General features: G+C 75.1%; 20 protein-coding genes. 13 read left to right on the top strand and 7 right to left on the bottom strand.

All coding sequences use genetic code 11. From position 1 onward, the window contains the following. Window positions 1-3 precede the first annotated feature (3 nt). The gene (gene bioD / locus ACSMXW_RS01900; RefSeq protein WP_485803495.1) at window positions 4-729 is read left to right on the top strand and encodes a dethiobiotin synthase; all 726 of its coding nucleotides are present in this window, start codon (window positions 4-6) and stop codon (window positions 727-729) included. Between the two features lie 312 nt (window positions 730-1,041). Continuing rightward, window positions 1,042-1,791: a class I SAM-dependent methyltransferase gene (locus ACSMXW_RS01905; protein ID WP_485803497.1), complete on the top strand. Its 750-nt coding sequence runs from the start codon at window positions 1,042-1,044 to the stop codon at window positions 1,789-1,791. Between the two features lie 66 nt (window positions 1,792-1,857). Here the strand turns inward: ACSMXW_RS01905 and ACSMXW_RS01910 are convergent, their stop codons facing one another. Continuing rightward, window positions 1,858-2,196 (bottom strand): fic family toxin-antitoxin system, toxin component, encoded by a 339-nt coding sequence (locus tag ACSMXW_RS01910; RefSeq protein ID WP_485808562.1) that lies wholly within the window; start codon window positions 2,194-2,196, stop codon window positions 1,858-1,860. 29 nt (window positions 2,197-2,225) lie between these two features. Further along, window positions 2,226-2,453 (bottom strand): antitoxin, encoded by a 228-nt coding sequence (locus ACSMXW_RS01915; RefSeq protein ID WP_485803498.1) that lies wholly within the window; start codon window positions 2,451-2,453, stop codon window positions 2,226-2,228. Between the two features lie 126 nt (window positions 2,454-2,579). Here ACSMXW_RS01915 and ACSMXW_RS01920 point away from each other — a divergent pair, with 126 nt between their 5' ends. From ACSMXW_RS01920 to mug, 6 genes are all read left to right on the top strand, one after another. After that, window positions 2,580-3,170 (top strand): GNAT family N-acetyltransferase, encoded by a 591-nt coding sequence (locus ACSMXW_RS01920; RefSeq protein ID WP_485803500.1) that lies wholly within the window; start codon window positions 2,580-2,582, stop codon window positions 3,168-3,170. Window positions 3,171-3,521: 351 nt separating this feature from the next. Further along, the gene (locus tag ACSMXW_RS01925) at window positions 3,522-5,138 is read left to right on the top strand and encodes a hemolysin family protein (RefSeq protein WP_485803502.1); all 1,617 of its coding nucleotides are present in this window, start codon (window positions 3,522-3,524) and stop codon (window positions 5,136-5,138) included. Further along, a complete protein-coding gene (locus tag ACSMXW_RS01930; RefSeq protein WP_485803504.1) occupies window positions 5,135-6,148 on the top strand; it encodes a hemolysin family protein in 1,014 nt (337 codons plus the stop codon). Before ACSMXW_RS01925 ends, ACSMXW_RS01930 begins: the two co-directional genes overlap by 4 nt. Window positions 6,149-6,230: 82 nt before the next feature. Beyond that, on the top strand, window positions 6,231-7,007 hold the full coding sequence (locus ACSMXW_RS01935) for an SGNH/GDSL hydrolase family protein (RefSeq protein ID WP_485803506.1): 777 nt from the start codon (window positions 6,231-6,233) through the stop codon (window positions 7,005-7,007). Window positions 7,008-7,201: 194 nt separating this feature from the next. Next, the gene (gene purB / locus ACSMXW_RS01940; RefSeq protein WP_485803508.1) at window positions 7,202-8,674 is read left to right on the top strand and encodes an adenylosuccinate lyase; all 1,473 of its coding nucleotides are present in this window, start codon (window positions 7,202-7,204) and stop codon (window positions 8,672-8,674) included. Window positions 8,675-8,687: 13 nt separating this feature from the next. Beyond that, complete coding sequence (gene mug / locus ACSMXW_RS01945; RefSeq protein WP_485803509.1) at window positions 8,688-9,233, top strand: G/U mismatch-specific DNA glycosylase; 546 nt, start codon at window positions 8,688-8,690, stop codon at window positions 9,231-9,233. A gap of 91 nt (window positions 9,234-9,324) precedes the next feature. On the opposite strand, the gene ACSMXW_RS01950 is transcribed toward mug, so the two are convergent. Next, window positions 9,325-10,164: a helix-turn-helix transcriptional regulator gene (locus tag ACSMXW_RS01950; RefSeq protein WP_485803511.1), complete on the bottom strand. Its 840-nt coding sequence runs from the start codon at window positions 10,162-10,164 to the stop codon at window positions 9,325-9,327. Between ACSMXW_RS01950 and ACSMXW_RS01955 the strand changes: the two genes are divergently transcribed. After that, a complete protein-coding gene (locus ACSMXW_RS01955; RefSeq protein WP_485803513.1) occupies window positions 10,163-10,504 on the top strand; it encodes a hypothetical protein in 342 nt (113 codons plus the stop codon). The genes ACSMXW_RS01950 and ACSMXW_RS01955 overlap by 2 nt on opposite strands. Window positions 10,505-10,652: 148 nt before the next feature. Here the strand turns inward: ACSMXW_RS01955 and ACSMXW_RS01960 are convergent, their stop codons facing one another. Then, entirely contained in the window at window positions 10,653-11,414 is a 762-nt protein-coding gene (locus ACSMXW_RS01960) for an SDR family NAD(P)-dependent oxidoreductase (RefSeq protein WP_485803515.1), read from the bottom strand. Between the two features lie 428 nt (window positions 11,415-11,842). Further along, window positions 11,843-12,286, bottom strand: coding sequence for a hypothetical protein (locus ACSMXW_RS01965; protein ID WP_485803517.1), 444 nt, complete (start codon window positions 12,284-12,286; stop codon window positions 11,843-11,845). 274 nt (window positions 12,287-12,560) lie between these two features. On the opposite strand from ACSMXW_RS01965, the gene ACSMXW_RS01970 reads away from it, so the two are divergent. Continuing rightward, a complete protein-coding gene (locus tag ACSMXW_RS01970) occupies window positions 12,561-13,718 on the top strand; it encodes an ROK family transcriptional regulator (RefSeq protein ID WP_485803518.1) in 1,158 nt (385 codons plus the stop codon). Window positions 13,719-14,076: 358 nt separating this feature from the next. On the opposite strand, the gene ACSMXW_RS01975 is transcribed toward ACSMXW_RS01970, so the two are convergent. Together ACSMXW_RS01975 and ACSMXW_RS01980 are read right to left on the bottom strand one after the other, a co-directional pair. After that, the gene (locus ACSMXW_RS01975; protein WP_485803520.1) at window positions 14,077-14,838 is read right to left on the bottom strand and encodes a GntR family transcriptional regulator; all 762 of its coding nucleotides are present in this window, start codon (window positions 14,836-14,838) and stop codon (window positions 14,077-14,079) included. 288 nt (window positions 14,839-15,126) lie between these two features. Beyond that, complete coding sequence (locus tag ACSMXW_RS01980) at window positions 15,127-16,011, bottom strand: RNA polymerase sigma-70 factor (RefSeq protein WP_485803521.1); 885 nt, start codon at window positions 16,009-16,011, stop codon at window positions 15,127-15,129. Window positions 16,012-16,182: 171 nt separating this feature from the next. On the opposite strand from ACSMXW_RS01980, the gene ACSMXW_RS01985 reads away from it, so the two are divergent. The 3 genes from ACSMXW_RS01985 (at window position 16,183) to ACSMXW_RS01995 (ending at window position 20,730) form a co-directional block, all read left to right on the top strand. After that, entirely contained in the window at window positions 16,183-17,787 is a 1,605-nt protein-coding gene (locus tag ACSMXW_RS01985) for an alkaline phosphatase D family protein (RefSeq protein WP_485803523.1), read from the top strand. Between the two features lie 442 nt (window positions 17,788-18,229). Continuing rightward, a complete protein-coding gene (locus ACSMXW_RS01990; RefSeq protein WP_485803524.1) occupies window positions 18,230-19,906 on the top strand; it encodes a GNAT family N-acetyltransferase in 1,677 nt (558 codons plus the stop codon). Between the two features lie 104 nt (window positions 19,907-20,010). Then, window positions 20,011-20,730 carry a class I SAM-dependent methyltransferase gene (locus ACSMXW_RS01995; protein WP_485803525.1) on the top strand — a complete coding sequence of 240 codons (720 nt, stop codon included), beginning with the start codon at window positions 20,011-20,013 and terminating at the stop codon, window positions 20,728-20,730. The last annotated feature ends 63 nt before the right edge of the window (window positions 20,731-20,793 follow it).

The following is a 20,793-nucleotide window of genomic DNA, read 5'->3' on the forward strand; positions in this document are numbered from 1 at the left end:
GCGATGACGGTCGTCGTGGTGACGGGCACGGGCACGGAGATCGGCAAGACCGTGACGACGGCGGCCCTGGCGGCCGTCGCCCGGGCGGCCGGGCGCTCCGTCGCGGTCCTCAAACCGGCCCAGACGGGGGTGGCGCCCGGCGAACCGGGCGACACCGCCGAGGTGGTCAGGCTCGCGGGTGAGGTCACGGCGTTGGAGCTCGCCCGCTTCCCCGACCCCTTGGCGCCCGCGACGGCGGCCCTGCGGGCCGGCCTGCCGCCGGTGCCGCCGGAGGACGTCGCCGTGGCCGCGGAAAAGCTGGCCGCCGACCACGACCTCGTCCTGATCGAGGGGGCCGGCGGCCTGCTGGTGCGGTTCGACGCCACCGGCGCCACGCTCGCCGACGCCGCCCGTGAGCTGGCGGCCGAGGTGCTGGTGGTGGCCCCGCCGGGGCTCGGCACGCTCAACTCGGTGACGCTCACCGCCGAGGCGCTGCGGGCCCGTGGCCTGACGCAGCTGGGGGTGGTCCTCGGCTCCTGGCCGCGCGAGCCCGGTCTCGCCGAGCGCTGCAACCTGGTCGACCTGCCGGTGGCCGCGGGCGCCCCCCTCCTGGGCGCCCTGCCCGAGGGAGCCGCCGCCCTGCCCCCGCCCGCCTTCCGCGCCCGCGCCGCCGACTGGCTGGCGCCTCCGCTGGGCGGCCGGTGGGACGCGGCACGGTTCACGACCCGCTACCCGGCGAGCCCGTCCTGAGCCCTCCCGGAAGCAGGTTCCCCGCACTCCGCAAGGGGCGCGGGGAACCGCGCGGCACGGGGGCGCGGGGAGGCACGCGGCACGGGGCGCCGGGCACCACTCGGCACAGGGCACGCGGGGAACCCCGCGACCAACCGGACGCACCCCGGTGACCGGGAGGCGCCAGGAGCCCCCGGGACGGGCCGGGCCCGGGCAGGGGGCCGATGAGGCGCGCCGTGGCGGGCCACCGCGGTCGTTCGGAGAGACAATCGACACGTACCGACGTCCGTGTCCGCCGCCCCGGGCGGACGCCCCACCCGAGGAGGCGGTCCCATGCCGGTGTGGCCGGGCAAGGTACGGAAGGACGCAGTCCACCACCCTCTCTTCGCACGCTGCTACGCCCGGATGAGCGAGGCCGCCGAGCCCTGGATCGGCCCGCACCGCGCACGTCTGCTCGCGGGCCTCAGCGGGCGGGTCATCGAGATCGGCGCGGGCAACGGCCTGAATTTCGCGTACTACCCCCGGACCGTCTCCGAGGTCGTCGCCATCGAGCCGGAACACCGGCTGCGGCAGCTCGCGGCGCGCACGGCGCTGCGCGCGGACGTCCCGGTGGACGTGGTGCCGGGCGCGGCCGAGGCGCTGCCCGTGAAGAGCGAGGGCTTCGATGCAGCGGTGCTCTCGCTGGTGCTGTGCAGCGTCCGCGATGTGCCTCGGGCCCTGACCGAGATCGGGCGGGTGCTGCGCCCCGGAGGCGAGCTGAGGTTCTTCGAACACGGCAGGGCCTGGCAGGGCGGCGCGATGGTGACGGTGCAGCGAGCTCTGGACCGCACCGTCTGGCCGCGCCTCTTCGGCGGCTGCCATGTCGGGCGGGACACCCTCGGGGCGCTGCGGGACGCCGGGTTCGAGCTGGGCCCCTACCGACGGCTGCTGGTGCCGGAGCGCGGCCTGCGCACCCCGACCTCGTACTGTGTCGCCGGCACGGCGCACCGTCCGGAACGCACCGGCCACTGGACCACGAGGCCGGGCAGGCCCCACAGCCGGCCGCCCAACGGTGCCGCTCCCGCGACCGGGTGCCTCCCATGACCGGGCGGCTCCACGGCACGCCGGCCACGCACGGCCGGGCGGGGTGCCGGGCCCCGAGACCGCCGCTCACAGACTCCAGTGCCGCAGCTCCTGCGCGATGTCGTGCACGCTCGCGCTGCCGTCCTTCACAAGGCGAGCCAGCGACCGCACCTGCTCGGGAGAGGTGACGACCTTCAGTCCGCTGGCGACGAGATAGGCGTAGGCCACCGCGGAGGCGAACATCGCGTTCGAGCGCTCCAGCGCGGGGATGTGCAGCAGGAGCTGGAGCAGGGCCGCCGCCCTGGCCTGCGGGGTGTCGTACACGGGGATGCCGAATATGTCCGCCTCGTGCCTGCTGACCGCGGCGACGAGCGCTCCCCAGTCGGTGACCTGGGGGTCCCCTGGCGTCTTCTGTTCGGCGATCATCAGGAGCCAGGCGAGATCGATGTGCAGGTTCAACGACGGCCTTCGCGCTCCGAGCCGAACTCTTCGGCGAATATGGACCCGTACTGCTTCATGAAGTCGGCGGCGGCGTCCACGAACGTCTGGCCCACCTCTCCGGCGTCCTGTCTGACGAGCTCCTCGATGTAGCGGTTGACACTCATGCCCCGGGCCAGCGCGCGTTCGCGGGCGGTCCGGGCGGTGTCCTCGTCCACCCGCACATTCAACTGAGTCTTCGCCATACCAGAACGCTAGCGCCCGGTCGCTAGCATGGCAAGCGGATCGACGACCACGCCGGGGTTCACCCGGCGCCTGCCGTCTCCAGCCGCCCGCGCCGGGACCACCTCCCGGGGCTTTCGCCACGGCATGTGCCGTTCCGTGCATCGTGTGTCCTCGCCCGATGGCGCCGGACCACCCGGGCATGCCGGCGCCACCTCCGTCGCCGCCCGGGTGCGGCGTCCGGGGAGCGAGCGGGGCGGCCGGGCGGCAGCGCGAAAACCGCTCGCCCGGCGCGGCGCCGCTCTGCTTGGCTCATCCGAATGAGCGATCTCCATATCCGCTGCGCCGGCCTCTCCGACGTCGACGACGTGTTGCGGTTCTGGCGCGAAGCCGCGGAGGGCACGAGCATCAGCGACGACCACGACGGAGTGGCCCGGCTCCTCGCACGTGACCCCGACGCCCTGCTCCTCGCGGAGCGCGACGGCCGCCTCGTGGGCACCGTGATAGCCGGCTTCGACGGCTGGCGCTGCTCCGCCTACCGGCTCGCCGTACACCCGGACCACCGCCGGCAGGGCATCGCCACAGCCCTCCTCGAAGCGGCGGAGCAGCGATTCGGCGCCTTGGGCGGACGACGGGTCGACGCCATGGTCCTGGAGGCCAACGAGCGAGCGCACCACACCTGGGCGGCCGCCGGCTACCACCGGGAAGACCACTGGCGTCGCTGGGTGAAGCCGCTGTAGAGGCGACGGGCGACGGCGCCGTCGCGCCCCCCGGCAGCGGGGGCTCACCGCGTCGCCCGCACGGAACCACGGCTCCGTCCGCACGGCATCACGGCTCCGTCCGCTCGGGGCTCGCCGCACCGCGGGCGCCGGCGACCGCTCCGGGGCACTCGTGCCGGTGCGGCGCGCGGCGGCCGTGCCGATGCCTTTCTTTACGATGACGGGACACCCTTACCCGCATGAAAGGTGTCGGCCTCCCCCCATGGGCGAGCCTGCCCATCCCCCGCGTTCCCGCCCGCTCCCCCGTGCCCCCTGGCCGCGAGACCGCGCGGCCGCCCCGGGCCTGCCCGAGGATGGGACGGAGGTGACCCGATGATCGAAGTGCTCCTGCTCCTCGTGGCGGTGCTGCTCTCGCTGGCCTGCGGCGCCTTCGTCGCGGCGGAGTTCTCCCTCACCACGGTCGAGCGCAGCGAGCTCGAGGAGGCCGTGGAGCGCGGCGTGCGCGGGGCCCGGGGGGCGCTGCGGGCGGTGCGGCAGCTCACCTTCCAGCTCTCGGGGGCACAGCTCGGGATCACGGTCACCAACCTCGTCGTCGGCATGCTGTCGGAACCGTCCGTCGCGACGCTCCTCGCCGGTCCGCTGCAGGGCCTGGGCGCCTCGCACGCCACGGCGCGGTCGGTCGCGCTCGTGCTGGGCACGGCGGTGTCCACCGTCTTCCTGATGATCGTGGGCGAGCTGGTGCCGAAGAACTGGGCGATCTCCTCACCGCTGGCCGTGGCGCGGCGGGTGGCCACCCCGCAGCGAGTGTTCAGCACCGCCTTCCGGCCGTTCATCGCGCACCTGAACAACACCGCCAACCGCGCCGTGCGCCGCCTCGGCCTCGAACCGCGCGAGGAGCTGGCCTCGGCACGCAACCCCCAGGAGCTGATCGCGCTCGCCGAGCACTCGGCACGGGAGGGCGCTCTGGAGGCGGACACCGCGGAGCTGTTCGTGCGCACCCTCAACCTGGCGGAGCTGACCGCCGAGAACGTGATGACACCACGGGTACAGGTGATCGCGCTGGACGCGCAGGCGACGTGCGAGGACGTGGCCAACGCGACCCGGGCCACCGGCCTGTCCCGCTTCCCGGTCTACCGCGACAGCCTCGACACCGTCACCGGTGTGGTGCACATCAAGGACGTCCTGGCCGTACCCGCCGAGCACCGGCCGGCCACCCCCGTCACGGCGCTTGCGCGGGAGGCCCTGCTGGTGCCCGAGACGCTCACCGTCGACCGCCTCCTGGACCGCCTCGCCACCCGCCGCACGCTGGCCGTCGTCATCGACGAGTACGGCGGCACGGCTGGGGTCGCCACCCTGGAGGACATCGTGGAGGAGGTCGTCGGCGAGGTACGCGACGAGCACGACCCGCACGAGCTGCCCGACCTGGCCCGCAGCGGCCGGGACCGGGAGGGCCGGGCCCTGTACGCGGCGGACGGCTCGGCCCGCATCGACCGGCTGGAGCGGATCGGCCTGCACGCCCCGGAGGGCCCCTACGAGACGCTTGCAGGGCTGATCGCGACCGAGTTGGGCCGGATTCCGTCCCCCGGCGACCGGGTGGACGTCGACGGATGGGGCCTGGAGGTGGTGGACGCCTCGGGCCACCGGGCGGCGCGCGTCATGCTGCACGCGCCGCCCAGCGGCCGGGACGGCGGGAACGGCAGCACCCGGGCCGACCTGCACCCCGGGCGGGGCCGCAGGCGCGACGGCGGGCACCCGGTCGGCGAGGCGGACGGCACCCGGCGGGACGACGGCCGAGGGCCGGGCGGCGCACCCGGAGCGGCGGGGCCGGCCGGGCCAGGCGGCTCGCCCCGCCCAAGCGACACACCCGGCCCAGGCGACGCACCCGGCCCAGGCGACGGGCCGGGGGCGGGCGGCGGCGCCGGCCCGGGCGGTGGGCCCGGACCCGCCCCCGGGTCCGGCACCGGCGGCGGCGCGGGGAGCGCCCCATGACCGTCCTCGAACTGCTCATCGGCCTCGCGACCCTGGTCGCCAACGCCTTCTTCGTCGGCGGGGAGTTCGCCCTGGTCTCGGTGCGCCGCAGCCAGGTGGAGCCCCGGGCGCAGGCCGGCGACCGGCGCGCGCGCAGCGTGCTGTGGGGCCTGGAGCACGTGTCGGCGCTGATGGCCGCGGCCCAGCTCGGCATCACACTGTGCACGCTGGTGCTGGGCGTGGTCGCGGAGCCCGCCATCGCGCACCTGGTGGAGCCGGTCTTCCACGCCGTGGGCCTGTCACAGGGCCTGGTGCACCCGGTCTCGTTCGTGATCGCGCTGGTCGCCGCCACATACCTGCACATGCTGCTCGGCGAGATGATCCCGAAGAACATCGCGCTGGCCGAGCCGGTGCGCAGCGCCCTGCTGCTGGGACCGCCGCTGGTCGGCATCGCGCGGGCGCTGCGCCCGGTGATCTTCGGGGTGAACGCGCTGGCCAACGGAGCGCTCAAGCTGCTGCGGGTGGAGGTGCGGGGCGAGGTGGCGGCCACGATCTCGGACGCCGGCCTGGCCCGCCTGGTGAAGGACTCGGGCGACGCCGGCCTGCTCGACGACCGCGCGCAGGAGCGCCTGCACGATGCGCTGGAGCTGGGCCGCCTCACGGTGCGGGACGTGCTGCTGCCGCTGGAGCGGGTGGTCTACGCGCGCCTGGGCATCACTCCGGAGGAGTTGGAGCGGCTGGCGGCCGAGACCGGCTTCTCCCGCTTCCCGGTGGTGGACGCGGGCCGCCGTATCGTCGGCTACCTGCACGTCAAGGACGCGCTGGACGCCATGCCGCGCAACGAGCCGTTCCGCAGGAGCGAGATGCGCGCCATCACGCAGGTGCGGGAGACGAGTCCGCTGGACGACGCGCTCACGGCGATGCGGCGCAGCCGCACCCACATCGCGGCGGTGCGCGGCGCGGACGGCCGGCTGGCCGGCCTGGTGACCATGGCGGACGTGCTCCGGGAGCTGTTCGGCCAGCCGGTGTGAGCGCGCCCTTCCCGGGCTCGGGCCCGGGGGCGCCCCTGACCGTCGGCCGGGTGCCGGCGCGCCGGGATACGATCGCTGCGCTATGCAAGAGAATGTCGACTACAAGAGCCTGGTCGCGGTCGGTGACAGCTTCACCGAAGGCATGTCGGACCTGCTGCCCGACGGTTCCTACCGCGGCTGGGCCGATCTCCTCGCCGCGCGGATGGCCGCCCGTACGCCCGGTTTCCGCTACGCGAACCTCGCGGTGCGCGGCAAGCTGATCGGGCAGATCGTCGACGAGCAGGTGGAGACGGCCGCCGCCATGGGCGCGGATGTGATCACCCTGGTCGGCGGGCTGAACGACGCGCTGCGGCCGCGCTGCGACATGGGGCGGGTGCGCGGGCTTCTGGAGGAGGCCGTGGAGCGGCTCGCGCCCTCGTGCCGGCGGCTGGTGCTGATGCGCAGCCCGGGCCGCCGGGGCCCGGTGCTGGAGCGGGTGCGGCCCCGCGTGGAGGCGCTGTTCGCCTGCATAGACGAGCTGGCCGCCCGGCACGGCGCACTCGTCGTCGACCTCTTCGGCGCGCCCGTGCTGGGCGACCCGCGGTTGTGGGACGCGGACCGGCTGCACCTGACGGGCGAGGGCCACCGGCGGGTGGCCGAGGCCGTCTGGCAGGCCCTCGGCCACCCGGCCGAGAGCGACTGGCGTGCCGAGCTGCCCGCGGCGGTGCTGCCCGGCTGGGCGGCGCGGCGGGCCGCGGACCTGAGGTTCACGCGCGAGCACCTGCTGCCGTGGATCGGCCGCAGGCTCACGGGCCGCTCGTCGGGCGACGGCCGCCCACCCAAGCGCCCCGAGCTGCTGCCGTACGAGGACGAGGTCTGAGGGCGGGGGTTCCGCTGCGTTTGGGGCGGGCCTGACGGCGGGCTCCGGTCCCGTACAAGGGCATGTCCGACGGCGGGGTCCGCTCGCCGTACCGGCGCGGGCCCCGACGGCGGGCTCCGAGAGCGGGGCCCGCGGTCCGCCGCCGTCACCGGCCTGCGCGGACCGCCGGCGGACCGCCAGTAGAATCGGTCCACGTGACTTCCTCCGCACCCTCCGCGCCGTCCGCCGCGTCCGGCGCCGCCAAGCCCGTGATCCCCAACGTCCTGGCCGGCCGCTACGCCTCGGCCGAGCTCGCCGCCCTGTGGTCCCCCGAGGAGAAGGTGCGGCTGGAGCGCAGGCTGTGGCTGGCGGTGCTGCGGGCCCAGCGGGACCTCGGGATCGACGTACCAAAGGACGCGCTCGCCGCGTACGAGCGGGTGCTCGACCGGGTCGACCTGGCGTCCATCGCGGAGCGCGAGCGGGTCACCCGGCACGATGTGAAGGCCCGGATCGAGGAGTTCAACGCCCTGGCGGGCCACGAGCAGATCCACAAGGGCATGACGTCCCGCGACCTCACCGAGAACGTCGAGCAGCTCCAGGTCCGCCGCTCGCTGGAGCTGGTCGGGAACCGGACCGTGGCGGTCCTGGCCCGCCTCGGGAAGCTGGCGTCCGAGCACGCGGAGCTGGTCATGGCGGGCCGCTCCCACAATGTCGCCGCGCAGGCCACCACCCTGGGCAAGCGCTTCGCGACCGCGGCCGACGAGCTGCTGGTGGCATACGGCCGCCTGGAGGAGCTGCTGGGCCGGTATCCGCTGCGCGGCGTCAAGGGCCCGGTCGGCACCGCCCAGGACATGCTGGACCTGCTGGGCGGGGACACCGCGAAGCTGGCCGATCTGGAGCGCCGGGTCGCCGGTCACCTGGGCTTCTCACACGCGTTCGACTCGGTCGGCCAGGTCTACCCCCGCTCACTCGACTACGAGGTGGTCACGGCCCTGGTGCAGCTCGCCGCGGCGCCGTCGTCGCTGGCGAAGACCATCCGGCTGATGGCGGGCCAGGAGCTGGTCACCGAGGGGTTCAAGCCGGGCCAGGTGGGCTCCTCCGCGATGCCGCACAAGATGAACACCCGCTCCTGCGAGCGCGTGAACGGCCTGATGGTGGTGCTGCGCGGCTATGCGTCCATGGCGGGCGAGCTGGCCGGCGACCAGTGGAACGAGGGCGATGTCTCCTGCTCCGTGGTGCGCAGGGTGGCGCTGCCCGACGCGTTCTTCGCGCTGGACGGCCTGCTGGAGACGTTCCTGACGGTGCTGGACGAGTTCGGCGCCTTCCCCGCCGTCGTCGCCCGTGAGCTCGACCGCTACCTGCCGTTCCTGGCGACGACGAAGGTGCTGATGGGTGCGGTGCGCGGGGGCGTCGGCCGTGAGGTGGCGCACGAGGCCATCAAGGAGCACGCGGTCGCCACGGCCCTCGCGATGCGCGAGCAGGGCGCGGAGCGCAACGACCTGCTGGACAAGCTCGCCGCCGACGACCGGATCCCGCTGGACCGCGCGGGGCTCGACGCCCTGATGGCCGACCGGCTGTCCTTCACGGGAGCGGCCGCGGACCAGGTGGCGGCGGTCGTCGGGCGGATCGACGCCGTCGTCAAGCAGCATCCGGAAGCCGCCGGGTACACGCCCGGCGCCATCCTCTGACGGGGGCGCCGCCATGCCGCGCTTCACCACCGCGGAGCTGGAGGCCGCGCGCGACCTCCTGGTGCCCGACGTGGTCGCGGAGGGGCTGCGGGTGCTCTTCTGCGGGATCAACCCGGGCCTCTGGACGGCCGCGACCGGCCACCACTTCGGGCGGCCGGGCAACCGCTTCTGGCCGGTGCTGCACCTGTCCGGGTTCACGCCCCGGCAGTACCACCCCTCCGAGCAGCACAAGCTGCTCGACCACGGCATCGGCATCACGAACGTCGTCGCCAGGGCCACCGCACGCGCCGACGAGCTCACCGACGAGGAGTACCGCGAGGGCGGCCGCATCCTCACGGACAAGGTCGCCCGGCTGCGCCCCGCCTGGCTCGCGGTCGCCGGCATAACGGCCTACCGCACCGCCTTCGGCGACCGGCGCGCCGTGATCGGGCCGCAGCGGACCACCATCGGCAGCAGCCGCATCTGGGTGCTGCCCAACCCCAGCGGCCTCAACGCCCATTGGACGGCGGCGACGATGGCGGAGGAGTTCGCCCGGCTGCGGGAGGCGGCCCAGGCCTGAGCACGGGCCGGTACCGCCGCGGCCCCGTGCCGGCGGGCGGGCCGGCCGCTCCACGGCCCCGGGCCCGGTGCCCGCCCGGTGGGCGCCGTGTTCACAGGTGCGGCCGGCGGTCGCCGAGGACGGACAGGAGCTGCAGTTTGTCGTGGCTCTCGGTGCCGGGGGTGGCGGTGTAGACGAGCAGCGACTGGGCCTGCCCGGGGTCGTGGAGGACCTGGCAGTGCACCTCCACGATGCCGAGTTCCGGGTGGGCGATGCGCTTGCGGTCGTGGATCCTGACGCCGACCTCGTGCTCCGCCCAGAGGGCCGCGAACTCCTCGCTCCGTGCCAGCAGGGACGCGACGATCTCCCCGGCGCGGGAGTCGGGACCCTGGCGGGAGTAGGCGGCGCGCAGGTCCGAGGTGAAGGTCCGGCTGTGCTTCGGGTGATCCTCCGGGGGGTGGATCCGGCGGGCCGGGGGATCGGTGAACCAGCGGTGGATGAGGCTGCGGTCCAGCCCCGTGTACCGGGTCCCGTCACCGAGCAGGGCGGCGGCGAGGCGGGTCTGCACGAGGGTCTCCCCGACGGCGCTGATGACCTGGGCGGGCGTGTCGGCCAGGCGGTCGAGTATGCGCATCATGCCGGGGCTGACGTGGTCGCCGCCGGGGCCCCGGGCGGGGGCGTTGTGCCCGGCTATGCGGAAGAGGTGGTCGCGCTCGTCGAGGGACAGGTGCAGCCCCCTGGCGAGGGCGGCGAGCATCGGTTCGGACGGCATGGGCCCGCGCTGCTGCTCGATGCGGGTGTAGTAGTCGGCGGACATCCCGCACAGCGCGGCGACCTCCTCGCGGCGCAGCCCGCGGGTCCGCCGCCGCTGTCCGCGCGGCAGCCCGACGTCCTCCGGCTGGAGGGCGGCACGGCGGGCACGCAGGAAGTCCGCCAGTTGTTCACGGTCCATGGACACATTGTCACTTTCGCTCGGCGGTGACGGCAGGACCGGCCGGGTCGGCTGGATCGGCCGGGTCGGCTGGATCGGCCGGGTCGGCTGGATCGGCCGGGCGGCGCGCGAGGGCGTGGCGGGCGGGCCGGCGGGCGGCCGGCCCGGCGGGCGCGGAGGGCTGGGCAGCCGTCGCGGCGGCGTGGCAGCCCGGCATGCGCGGCAGTCCGGCGGCCGCAGCGGGTCGGCAGGCGCGGCGGTGGGGGGCCGGATGGCCGGCGGCCGGGCGCGGTGGCGGGGCCGCTGGGCGCGGTGGCGGGGCCGCTGGGCGCGGTGGCGGGGCCGCTGGGCGCGGGGATAGGGCCCCTGGGCGCGGGGATAGGGCCCCTGGGCGCGGGGATAGGGCCCCTGGGCGCGGGGATAGGGCCCCTGGGCGCGGCGGCAGGGCGGCTGGGCGTCGGCCGGCCGGGCGAGGCCGCACGGGCGCACGGGCAGCGCCCGGGAGTCCCTCAGAGCAGCGTGCCGCCGGAGGCCTCGATGCGCTGGGCGGTGATCCAGCCGGTGCCCGGCCCCAGCAGAGCCGCGATCACGCCTCCGATGTCCTCGGGCTCACCGACCCGGCCCAGCGCGGTCTGGGAGGCCGTGAGCGCCCGGAACCCCTCGTCGTCCCGGATCACACCGCCGGCGAAGTCCGTGGCGATCGGGCCGGCCGCGACCGCGTTCACGCTGATGCCCCGGCCGCCCAGTTCTTTGGCCAGGTACCGCGTCCAGGTCTCGACCGCGGCCTTGACCGAGCCGTACACCGACCAGCCCGCACCGACGAACCTGGCCAGTCCGGTGGACAGGTTCACGATCCGCCCGCCGTCGGCGAGCAACGGCAGCAGTTCCTGGGTCAGGAAGACGACGCCCTTGAAGTGCACGTCCACGAGCAGGTCGAACGCCTCGACGGTGGTCTCGCCGACCGGGGTGGTCGCGGCCACGCCGGCGTTGTTGACCAGGAAGTCGAACGTGTCGCGGTCCCAGACGGTCCGCAGAGCCTCCCGGACGGCGCCCGCGAAAGCGGGGAAGGCGCCGAACTCGGTGGTGTCCAACTCCAGGGCGACGGCCCGGCCGCCCACCGCCTTGACGGCGTCCACGACGGCCGCGGCCTCTTCCTTGTGCGACCGGTAGGTGAGGACGACGTCGGTACCCTCCTCGGCGAGTTTGAGCGCGGTGGCCCGGCCCAGGCCACGGTTCCCGCCGGTGATCAGGGCGATCTTGTTCTGGCTCACGGGACTCCTCACGGATGGTGGCGGGCCCTCGTGCGGGAGGCACGAGCGGAACACCCGCCACCGCCAACGATCCACTCCGCTCCGCCGGGGATGAAGGCACAGCTCATCCAGGGACGGCCGATCCCCCCTTGAGCCGGAGCCCCCCGAGCCCCCCTCTGAGGCCGGATGCCCGGCAGGGCGCACGGTGCCCTCCCGTCGTGCCCGGTGGATCACGGGTGCCGTGGATCACCCGCGCGTGTCGGACCGCCCTCGTATGTCGGACCACCGCGCGTGTCGGACCACCCGTGGCCGGGGATTCGTGCCCGTGGAACGCCGGTGGCGGCGCCCTGTCCTGCGCGGCGACGATCCGGCAGCGGGCTTCCGGCGGGTCGCGGCGCCGCCCGCCGGGCCCCGGCGGCCCGCGAGCCCTGCGGGCCTGCGCGGCTCCGCTACGGCGGGTCCGTCTCCGTGACGGCGGCCAGCAGGGACGGCGGCCGGGCCGGGTCGAGCCGGGAGACGGCGAGGGCTATCCAGCGGCTGCCCGTGTGCCACACATGGGCGTCGGAGGCGAGGGCGCTGAGCCGTGCCCAGGGCTCGGGCATGTCCTCGCCGTGCTCCATCGCCCGGAGGAGGACGCCGCCGAGGCCGAATATCTCAGGCGCGCCCCAGCGTTCGGCGAGCCGGGCCGAGAGTGCGTCGCGCTCGGCCTCGCACTGCTCCTCGGCGGCCTCGCGCGAGGCGCAGTCGGGCTCGTCCCAGGCGACGCCCTCCGCGCTCCACTCCGCCAGGTGATAGCCCGGACCACCGGTGCCCGGGTCCGATCTGCCGTGCGTCGCGGGAAATTCCCGGGCGCACAGCGCGTCGATGGCGGCAAGGTGCGGGGCTGCGCTCATGCCTCCAGTAAACCCGCCCCCACTGACACCGGGTCCTGGCGCCCCGTCAGCAACCGTTTCGAGGCCGTCGGCGACCGTTTCGAGCCGCGGGTGCCGCGGGCGCCGGTGGCAGGCCCGCGGTCGCCGGTGGCAGGCCCGCGGGTGCCCCCACGGGTGCCGCACCAGGCGCGGGCGGCGGTGCCGTGCTCCGGGCACCCGCGCCCCCGTACTCGCCGCCGACCCCTCCTGGCGAGTAACATCCGGCCATCACGCGCACTGGCTGGGAGGACGGACGTTGGGGCGGCTGACCGGCGGGGATCCCTCTCTGCTCCGGAGGATCAATTCGGCGGTGGTGCTGCACGCGCTGCGCGCCACGGACTTAGCGACGCTGACCGAGATCACTCAGGTGACGGGCCTGTCCAGGCCCACGGTGGAAGGCGTCGTCGAGGGCCTGATCGAGGCCGGCCTCGTGGTGGAGGCCGCGGCGGAGGAGGGTGCGACACGGCGTCAGGGACGGCCCGCGCGCAGGTTCCGGTTCCGTGCCGAGGCGGGGCATCTGCTGGGTCTTGAGATAGGCGCCCACCGGGTCGCGGCCCTGCTGTCCGACCTGGACGGCCGGGTGCTCGGCACCGCCTCCAAGGAGGTGCCCGAGACCGCGCCCGCCGACGAACGGCTGGACCGGCTGCGGTCGGTGGTCGCCGATCTGCTGCGCCGCGCCGGCGTCCCGCGCGGCTCGCTGCGGGCGGTCGGTGTGGGCAGTCCGGGCATCGTGGAGGCCGACGGGACCGTCCGGCTGGGCACCGCGCTGCCGGAGTGGACGGGTCTGCCGCTGGGCGAGCGGTTGCAGCGCTCGTTCAAGTGCCCGGTGCTCGTGGAGAACGACGCCAACACCGCGGCGGTGGCCGAGCACTGGAAGGGCGCCGCGACCGAGTCGGACGACGTGGTGTTCGTCCTGGCGGGGCTGAGCCCGGGGGCCGGGTCCCTCATCGGCGGGCGACTGCACCGGGGGTACGGGGGCGCGGCGGGCGAGATAGGAGCGCTCCACCTGCTGGGCCGCGAGGCCACCCCGGAGACGCTGCTGTCCACCACGGACGAGCCGCTGCACCCGCTGGACGAGCAGGCGGTGGCGGAGGTCTTCCGCAAGGCGCGTGAGGGTGACGCCGGGGCGCGGGCGGCCGTCGACCGCTTCATCCAGCGCCTGGTGCACGACGTGGCGGCGCTGGTGCTGGCCCTCGATCCGGAGCTGGTCGTGGTGGGCGGCTGGGCCGCGGGCCTCGACGGCGTCCTGGAGCCGCTCCGCGGCGAGCTGGCCCGTTACTGTCTGAGGCCACCGCGGGTGGCCCTGTCGGTGCTGGGCGAGGCCGCGGTGGCGACCGGAGCGCTCAGGCTTGCGCTCGACCATGTGGAGGAGGAGCTGTTCGCCGTGGAGAGCACGGTGACGGCCCGGCACTGAGCCGCTCCCCGCACGGGGCGGCCACGCGTGACACACGGACGCGTCGTGACACACACGGACGCGTGCAGCACGGCCCTACTACGTGCACCGGGCGCGTGCGGACGTGCACGAGGGAGCAACGCCTACATCAGGTACGGCACGCTGCACGCGGCACGGAATACCCGCACCGGGCACAGCACACGCGCACGAAACGGCGCACGTGCACCAGGCACGGCACCCACGTGCACCAGGCACCGCAGAGGTGCGCCGGCCCGAAGGGCCGAGAACCCCTGGCGGCCGTCCCCAGCGCCTCAGGGCACCGACCCCACCGGCCGGGGGCCGGGGCGTACGACTCGCCTCGCCCTCGCGGGGTGCGTCGTCAGGAGGCGCGGGTCTCCGGGCCGTGGTGGATCTCGACGCCTCCGGAGTCGCCAAAGGTGAGGCGGCAGGTGTCGGCGCGGTAGGTGGCCACCGAGACCGCGGCCGTGCGCCCCTCGGCGGAGAACCGGGTGGTGACGACCAGCACCGGGGCGCCGGGGAGGCGGTCCAGCTCCTTGGCGTCGTCGGCGCCCGCGGAGCCCAGCTCGACGGAGCGGTCCTGGCCCTCCAGAGGCCGCCGCTGCAGCTCCCTGAGCACGGCACGCGCGCGCGTGGTGCCCGTCGGCGCGTCTATGCCGGAGAGGTCGGGGACCGAGGCGGACGGGATGTACAGCAGCTCGGCGGCGACCGGCTGACCGTGCGAGACCCGGCTGCGGCGGACCGTGTGCACGGGCTCCTGGGCGTCGGTCTCCAGCATGCGCGCCACCGCGGCCGGCGGCGTCGTCAGCGTGCTGTCCACGGGCTGCCAGGCGTCGTCGGCCGCACCCGGCCAGGCATGGCCGGACGGGCCCACGGCCACGCCCACGCGCGGCGGCGCGACGGTGGTGCCGACGCCTCGGCGGCGCTGCAGGCGCCCTTCGAGTTCGAGCTGCTCCAAGGCCTGCCGGAGCGTCGCGCGCGCGACGCCGAAGCGGGCGGCGAGGTCCCTCTCGTTCGGCAGGATCTCCCCGACCGCAAACTCGGAGTCGAGCGCCTCACTGAGCACGGTCCTGAGGTGCCAGTACTTGGGCTCCGGCACCGATTCGAGCTGCGTGGTCCCCACCCTGTCCTCCGCAATCGCCGTTTCCTGGCAGAGTTTTGACTTCGTTCTTTATTAAAGGTTCCTGCACTATGGCTGACGATACGGCGACGCCCGGAGTTGGTCAAGACCAATCCGGGACCGGTACCACGCGTACGACTGGTGTTCTTCCGGCGCGGCCCACCCGCGCACACGGGTGCCACGGCACGGCGACGCCCCCCGCCGCGCGGCGACGAGGTGCGTCGCGGCGCTACTGCCATGGCCGCCTCCGACGGCCGCCCCACCGCCGAGGGCACGCCGCGGCCGAGCGCCTCAGGCGTCGCCCAGATGGATCAGCTTGTCAGGGTTGCGCAGGATGTGGACGCGCTGGATGCGCCCCTCGGAGACCTCCACCTGGAAGACGCTGTCCGGCTTGTCCCCGGAGAGGACCAGCAGGGCGTCGCCTCCGTTGACCTCCACGAAGCGGAACCGCGGATCGGCGGGGGACCGGTGCGCCACGCCGAGCAGGAACCGCCCCACCTTGTCCGCGGTCTCGATGACCCGTACCGGCGCCTTGGCCTTGCCGCCGCTGTCCGCCACCAGGCTGGCGTCCGGCGCGAGCAGGGCCAGCAGGCCGTCCAGGTCGCCGTCGAGCGCGGCGGCCAGGAAGCGCTCGGTCAGGTCGCGGCGGGCCGCGGGGTCGACGTCGTAGCGCGGCCGGCGCTCGTCGACGTGCCTGCGGGCCCGGCTGGCGAGCTGGCGGACGGCCGGCTCGCTGCGGTCCAGGATGGCGGCGATCTCCGTGAAGGGGACGGCGAAGGCCTCCCTGAGCACGAAGACGGCACGCTCCAGGGGCGACAGCGACTCCAGGACGACGAGCACGGCGAGCGACACGGTGTCGGCGAGCACGGCGCGCTCCGCGGCGTCGGGCGCGGTCCCGCCCAGGTCGGTCACGAGCGGTTCGGGCAGCCAGGGGCCCACATAGGCCTCGCGGCGTGCGGCGATCTGACGCAGCCTGTCGACGGCGAGGCGGGTGGTGACGCGCACCAGGTACGCGCGCGGGGACCGCACTTCGGCGCGGTCGGCGGCCGACCAGCGCAGCCATGTCTCCTGGACGACGTCCTCCGCGTCGGCCACCCGGCCGAGCATGCGGTAGGCGACGCCCATCAGCACAGGGCGGTGCTCTTCGAAGACCTCGGTCGCCGTATCCGTCCGCACGCGTCCATCCCACCGGACCCGCGCGCCGCTGTCCAGGCGGATCGGGCGCGTCGTCGGCAACAGGGTGGGCGGGAGGCCAAGGGCGGTTGTTCACTTGGCGTTTGAGCCCGCGTGGTCACTCCCCAGTAGGTGTGACTCGGCAATCGCCCGTACCCGTCCTGGAGGCGCCGCATGTCATCCACTCCGCACCGTCCGCTCCCCGGTCGCCGCAGCGTGCTGCGCGGCTCGCTCGCCGCCTCCGCGGCGCTCGCCGTGCCCACGGTGGCCTCCGCGGCCTCCGCGGCGCCGGCTGTCGCGGCACCGGCCCTCGTCCGCTCCGGCCGGCCGGTCGCGGGGTGGGGTGTGCAGGCCGGGGACGTCACCGCCCACTCGGGCCTGGCGTGGGTCCGCTCCGACCGGCCCGCACGGATGATCGTGGAGACCGCGGCCACCGAGTCCTTCCGCAATCCCGTGCGCCGGCAGGGGCCGCTGCTCGGGCCCGACACCGACTTCACCGGCACCACGCCGCTGCACGGGCTGCCGGCCGGCGAGCAGATCCACTACCGGGTGCTGCTGGCCGACCCGGACGACCCGCGGCGCACCGGCGAGCCGGTCGCCGGCACGTTCCGCACCTCGCCGGTGGGCAGACGCGCGGGAGTGCGGTTCCTGTGGTCGGGCGACATCGCGGGCCAGGGCTGGGGCATCAACCCCGACCTCGGCGGTTACCGGGTCTTCGAGGACATGCGCCGCCTCGATCCGGACTTCTTCCTGTGCAGCGGCGACAACATCTACGCGGACAGCCCGATCCCCCCGAGCGTGACCCTCCCGGACGGCCGGGTGTGGCGGAACGTCACCACGGAGGAGAAGTCGAAGGTGGCCGAGACGCTGGCGGAGTTCCGCGGCGCCTTCCGGTACAACCGCCTCGACCACAATCTGCTGGCGTTCTCCGCGCAGGTCCCCACCGTCACCCAGTGGGACGACCACGAGGTCCACAACAACTGGTACCCGGGGCAGATCCTGGACGACGCCAAGTACACGGTCAAGGACACCCGGGTGCTCGCCCAGCGGTCCCTGCGCGCGTTCAGCGAGTACTTCCCGATCTCCACACTGCCGCCGGGCGACCCGGACGGCCGGGTGTACCGGGTGCTGCGGCACGGACCGCTGCTCGACGTGTTCGTCCTCGACATGCGCACCTACCGCAACCCCAACTCGCCCGACCGGCAGCCCGACGACGCCACCGGCATCCTGGGCGCCCATCAGCTCGCCTGGCTGAAGCGCGAGTTGAGCAGGTCGCGGGCGGTGTGGAAGGTGATCGCCTCGGACATGCCGCTGGGCCTCGTGGTCACCGACGGGGCGGTGAACTTCGAGGCGGTGGCGCAGGGCGACCCCGGCGTGCCGCTGGGCCGTGAGCTGCAGATCGCGGAACTGCTGCGGTACATCAAGCACGAGGGCATCACCGGCACGCTCTGGCTGACGGCGGACGTGCACTACACCTCCGCGCAGCACTACGACCCGTCGCGTGCGGCGTTCAAGGACTTCGCGCCGTTCTGGGAGTTCGTGTCGGGCCCGCTGGCCGCGGGCGGCTTCCAGGCCACCGCGCTGGACGGCACCTTCGGTCCCCGGCAGGCGTTCGTCAAGGCGCCCGACCGGCCCAATGTGTCGCCGGCCGAGTCCCCGCAGTACTTCGGCGAGGTCGACATCGACGGGCACAGCGGCGAGCTGACCGTCCGGCTCCGGGAACAGGGCGGCGGCGTGCTGTTCACCCAGGTCCTCCAGCCGGGCCGGGTCGGACAGTAGCCCGGGGGCGCCCGGAGGTCGGGCAGGAGCCAGGGGGGTCGGCCTCGCGGTCGGCAGTGGCCACGCCCACGGCCGCGCGCCGGGGCCCGGCGCGCCGCGCGCGGCCGTGGTCGCCCGGGCATCGCGCAGGCGCCCCGGCTCCGCACAGGGGCTCGCGAGGGCCCCGGGCCGGCCCCCGGACCGCCGGCCGCGACGGCCGGCGGTCCGGGGGCACGCCGTGGACCACGCAGAGTGGCCACGGTGGCCGAAGAACGCCGCTCCCGGGCCTGCCGCGCGGTGTCCCGAGGCCGGCCCCGCGGCCCCGGCACCGGCCGCCCCACCAGGCAGAACGGGCCCTTGGCCGAGCGGCGTGCGGGCACCGGCGCCCGGCTTTACCTGACGGTCACGAAGCGTTCGTGACGCCGCAACACCTCCTGTACAGAGTGGCACCATGAGTCCAGACATGTCTGATGTGACGCGTGCCCGGCACGGCCGCCCGGTCCATCACTGGCGCCGGGACCTGGTGGAGCTGGCCGCGCTCTTCACGGCGGTGGCGGTCGCCGACGTCATGGCGAACCTCATCGGACACGGCCCGGACGGCCCCCTGCTGCTGTGCGTCTCCGCGCTGGTCCTGCTCGCCACGGCCGGCTTCCACATGTGGTGGGCGCGCCGCCACAGCCACGCCCCGCCGGCACCGGTGCCCGACGCCCACCCGCCGCGCGCCGCCGCCGGGCTGACCGTCCCGGGCGCGCCGGCCGCGCCCGGCAGCGGCGGATCCGGGGGCACACCGCCCGAGCACACGCCGCCCGGCACACCCCGGGGCCCCTCTCCCGCCCCGGCCGCGTCCGCAGAGCCGCCGGTCACCGCCCCCGAGTCCGCCATGCCCCCGACCACCCTGTGGCGGATGCGGACGACCGTACGGGACGCGCCGGGGTCGCTGGCCGTGCTGTGCGCCGCGATGGCCGAACGGGAGATCGACATCCTCAGTCTGCAGACGCACCCGCTGGCCGAGGGCACCGTCGACGAGTTCCTGCTGCGCGTCCCGGCCCGGCTGACCGCCGCGGACGTCAGCGGTGCCGTCTGCGCCGTGGGCGGCGGGGACACCTGGATGGAGCGTGCCGACGCCCACGACCTGGTGGACACGCCCACCCGTGTGCTGGGACTCGCCACCCGGACCGCCCTCGACCCCGCGGAGCTGCCGCTCGCGCTGCGCGGGCTGCTCGGCCGCTGCACCATCCGCTCGTTCCCCGCGCCCGCCGCCGACCACGCCCGCGGCGGCGCCGAGGAGACCCCTTCCGCGCCCTGCGCACCCGGCGCCCACAGCACGGCCATCCGGCGTGCCCGGGAGGCGTCCGGGGCTCCCGCGGGCCCGGTGCCTCCCCCGGCCGCCCGCGGGACCGCCGGTCCTGACGGCGGTGACCGGGCCGCCGGCCAGGGCCCCCTGCCGCCCGTCGAGGGGACGCTCGAAGGGACGGTGCTGCACCTGCGGGCGCCCGACGGCGGGCTGATCACCGTGGAGCGGCCCTATCTGCCCTTCACCCCGACGGAGTTCGCCCGTGCCCGGGCGCTCGTCGAGCTGGACGCACGGCTCGGCCCCCGCGTCCCCGGCGGCCGGGACGTCCTCACGCTGCCGCGCGGCCAGGCGATCACCGTGCGCCGCGCGGACAGCACCGACCTCGCGGCGGCCAGGGCGATGCACGGACGGTGCTCCACGCACACCCTGGGCATGCGCTACCACGGTCCCCTCGACGATGCCGACGGCTACCTCGACCACCTGCTCAGCCCCCGCTTCGGCCGGACCCTCGCCGCGCAGACGGCGTCCGGGCGCATAGTGGCCCTCGGCCATCTGCTGTGGGACGGCGAGGAGACCGAGGTCGCCCTGCTGGTGGAGGACGACTGGCAGCGCCGCGGCATCGGCCGCGAGCTGCTGGGGCGGCTGGTCGCCATGGCCGCCGAGGCGGGCTGCTCGCACGTCTACGCCGTCACCCGGGCGTCCAACACCGGCATGGTCGCCGCGATGCGCGGCCTCGGGCTGCCGCTCGACTACCAGATCGAGGAGGGCACCCTCGTGATCACGGCCCGGCTCGACCCGGCGCCGGCCCGGGTCCCCGCACACCTGCGGGACGGCCGGCACCGGTGAGCCACCGGCAGCGCCCCTGAATCCCCTCCGGGCCGGGTGCGGGGCCCGGGGGGGCACCCGGCCCGGAGGCGGGCGGTGTCAGTGCCGCGCCGTAGGGTCCGTACATGACCGAGCCGACGCACCTGCGCGAGATCCGGACGTCGTACGACACCGTGGCCGCCGACTACGCGGCACTCGTGCCGCCCGCGTTCCGAAAGGACACGCTGGGGCGCGCCATGATGGGCGCGTTCGCGGAGCTGGTGGGGGCCGCCGGGGGCGGCCCGGTCGCCGATGTGGGCTGCGGACCCGGGCATGTGACGGCGTATCTCGCCTCCCTCGGGCTGGCCGCGTTCGGCATCGACCTCTCCCCCTCGATGGTCGGCGTGGCCCGGCGGGACCACCCGGGGCTGCGGTTCGAGACGGGAACCATGACGGCTCTGGAGCAGGCGGACGGCGAGCTCGCCGGCGTCGTCGCCTGGTACTCGATCGTCCACACCCCGAGGGAGGTGCTGCCGACGGTGTTCCGGGAGTTCCACCGGGTGCTGGCGCCCGGTGGCCACCTGCTGCTCGGCTTCCACGTCGGCGACGAGAAGCGGCGCAAGACGACGGGGTACGGCGGCCACCCGATGGCGCTAGACGTCCACCGGCTGCCCACCGGCCACGTCGCGGGGCTGGCCGCAGGTGCCGGGCTGTCCGTGCAGGCCACCCTGGTCCGGCAGGCGGAGAACGCACCCGTGCCGGGGGCCTGCGTCCTGGCGCGCAGACCGTGGCGACCGGCCCGCCCGGACCGCCGCGCCCCGGCCGGGCGCCGCCGGGCGGGCGCCGCACCGGACCCGCACTCTTAGCGTCCGGTGATCTTGTGGCCACGTGCCCGGAATCCGGCTGACGCCGACCCCTTCCCCGTATGA

The organism is Streptomyces sp. DSM 116793 (assembly GCF_057320905.1).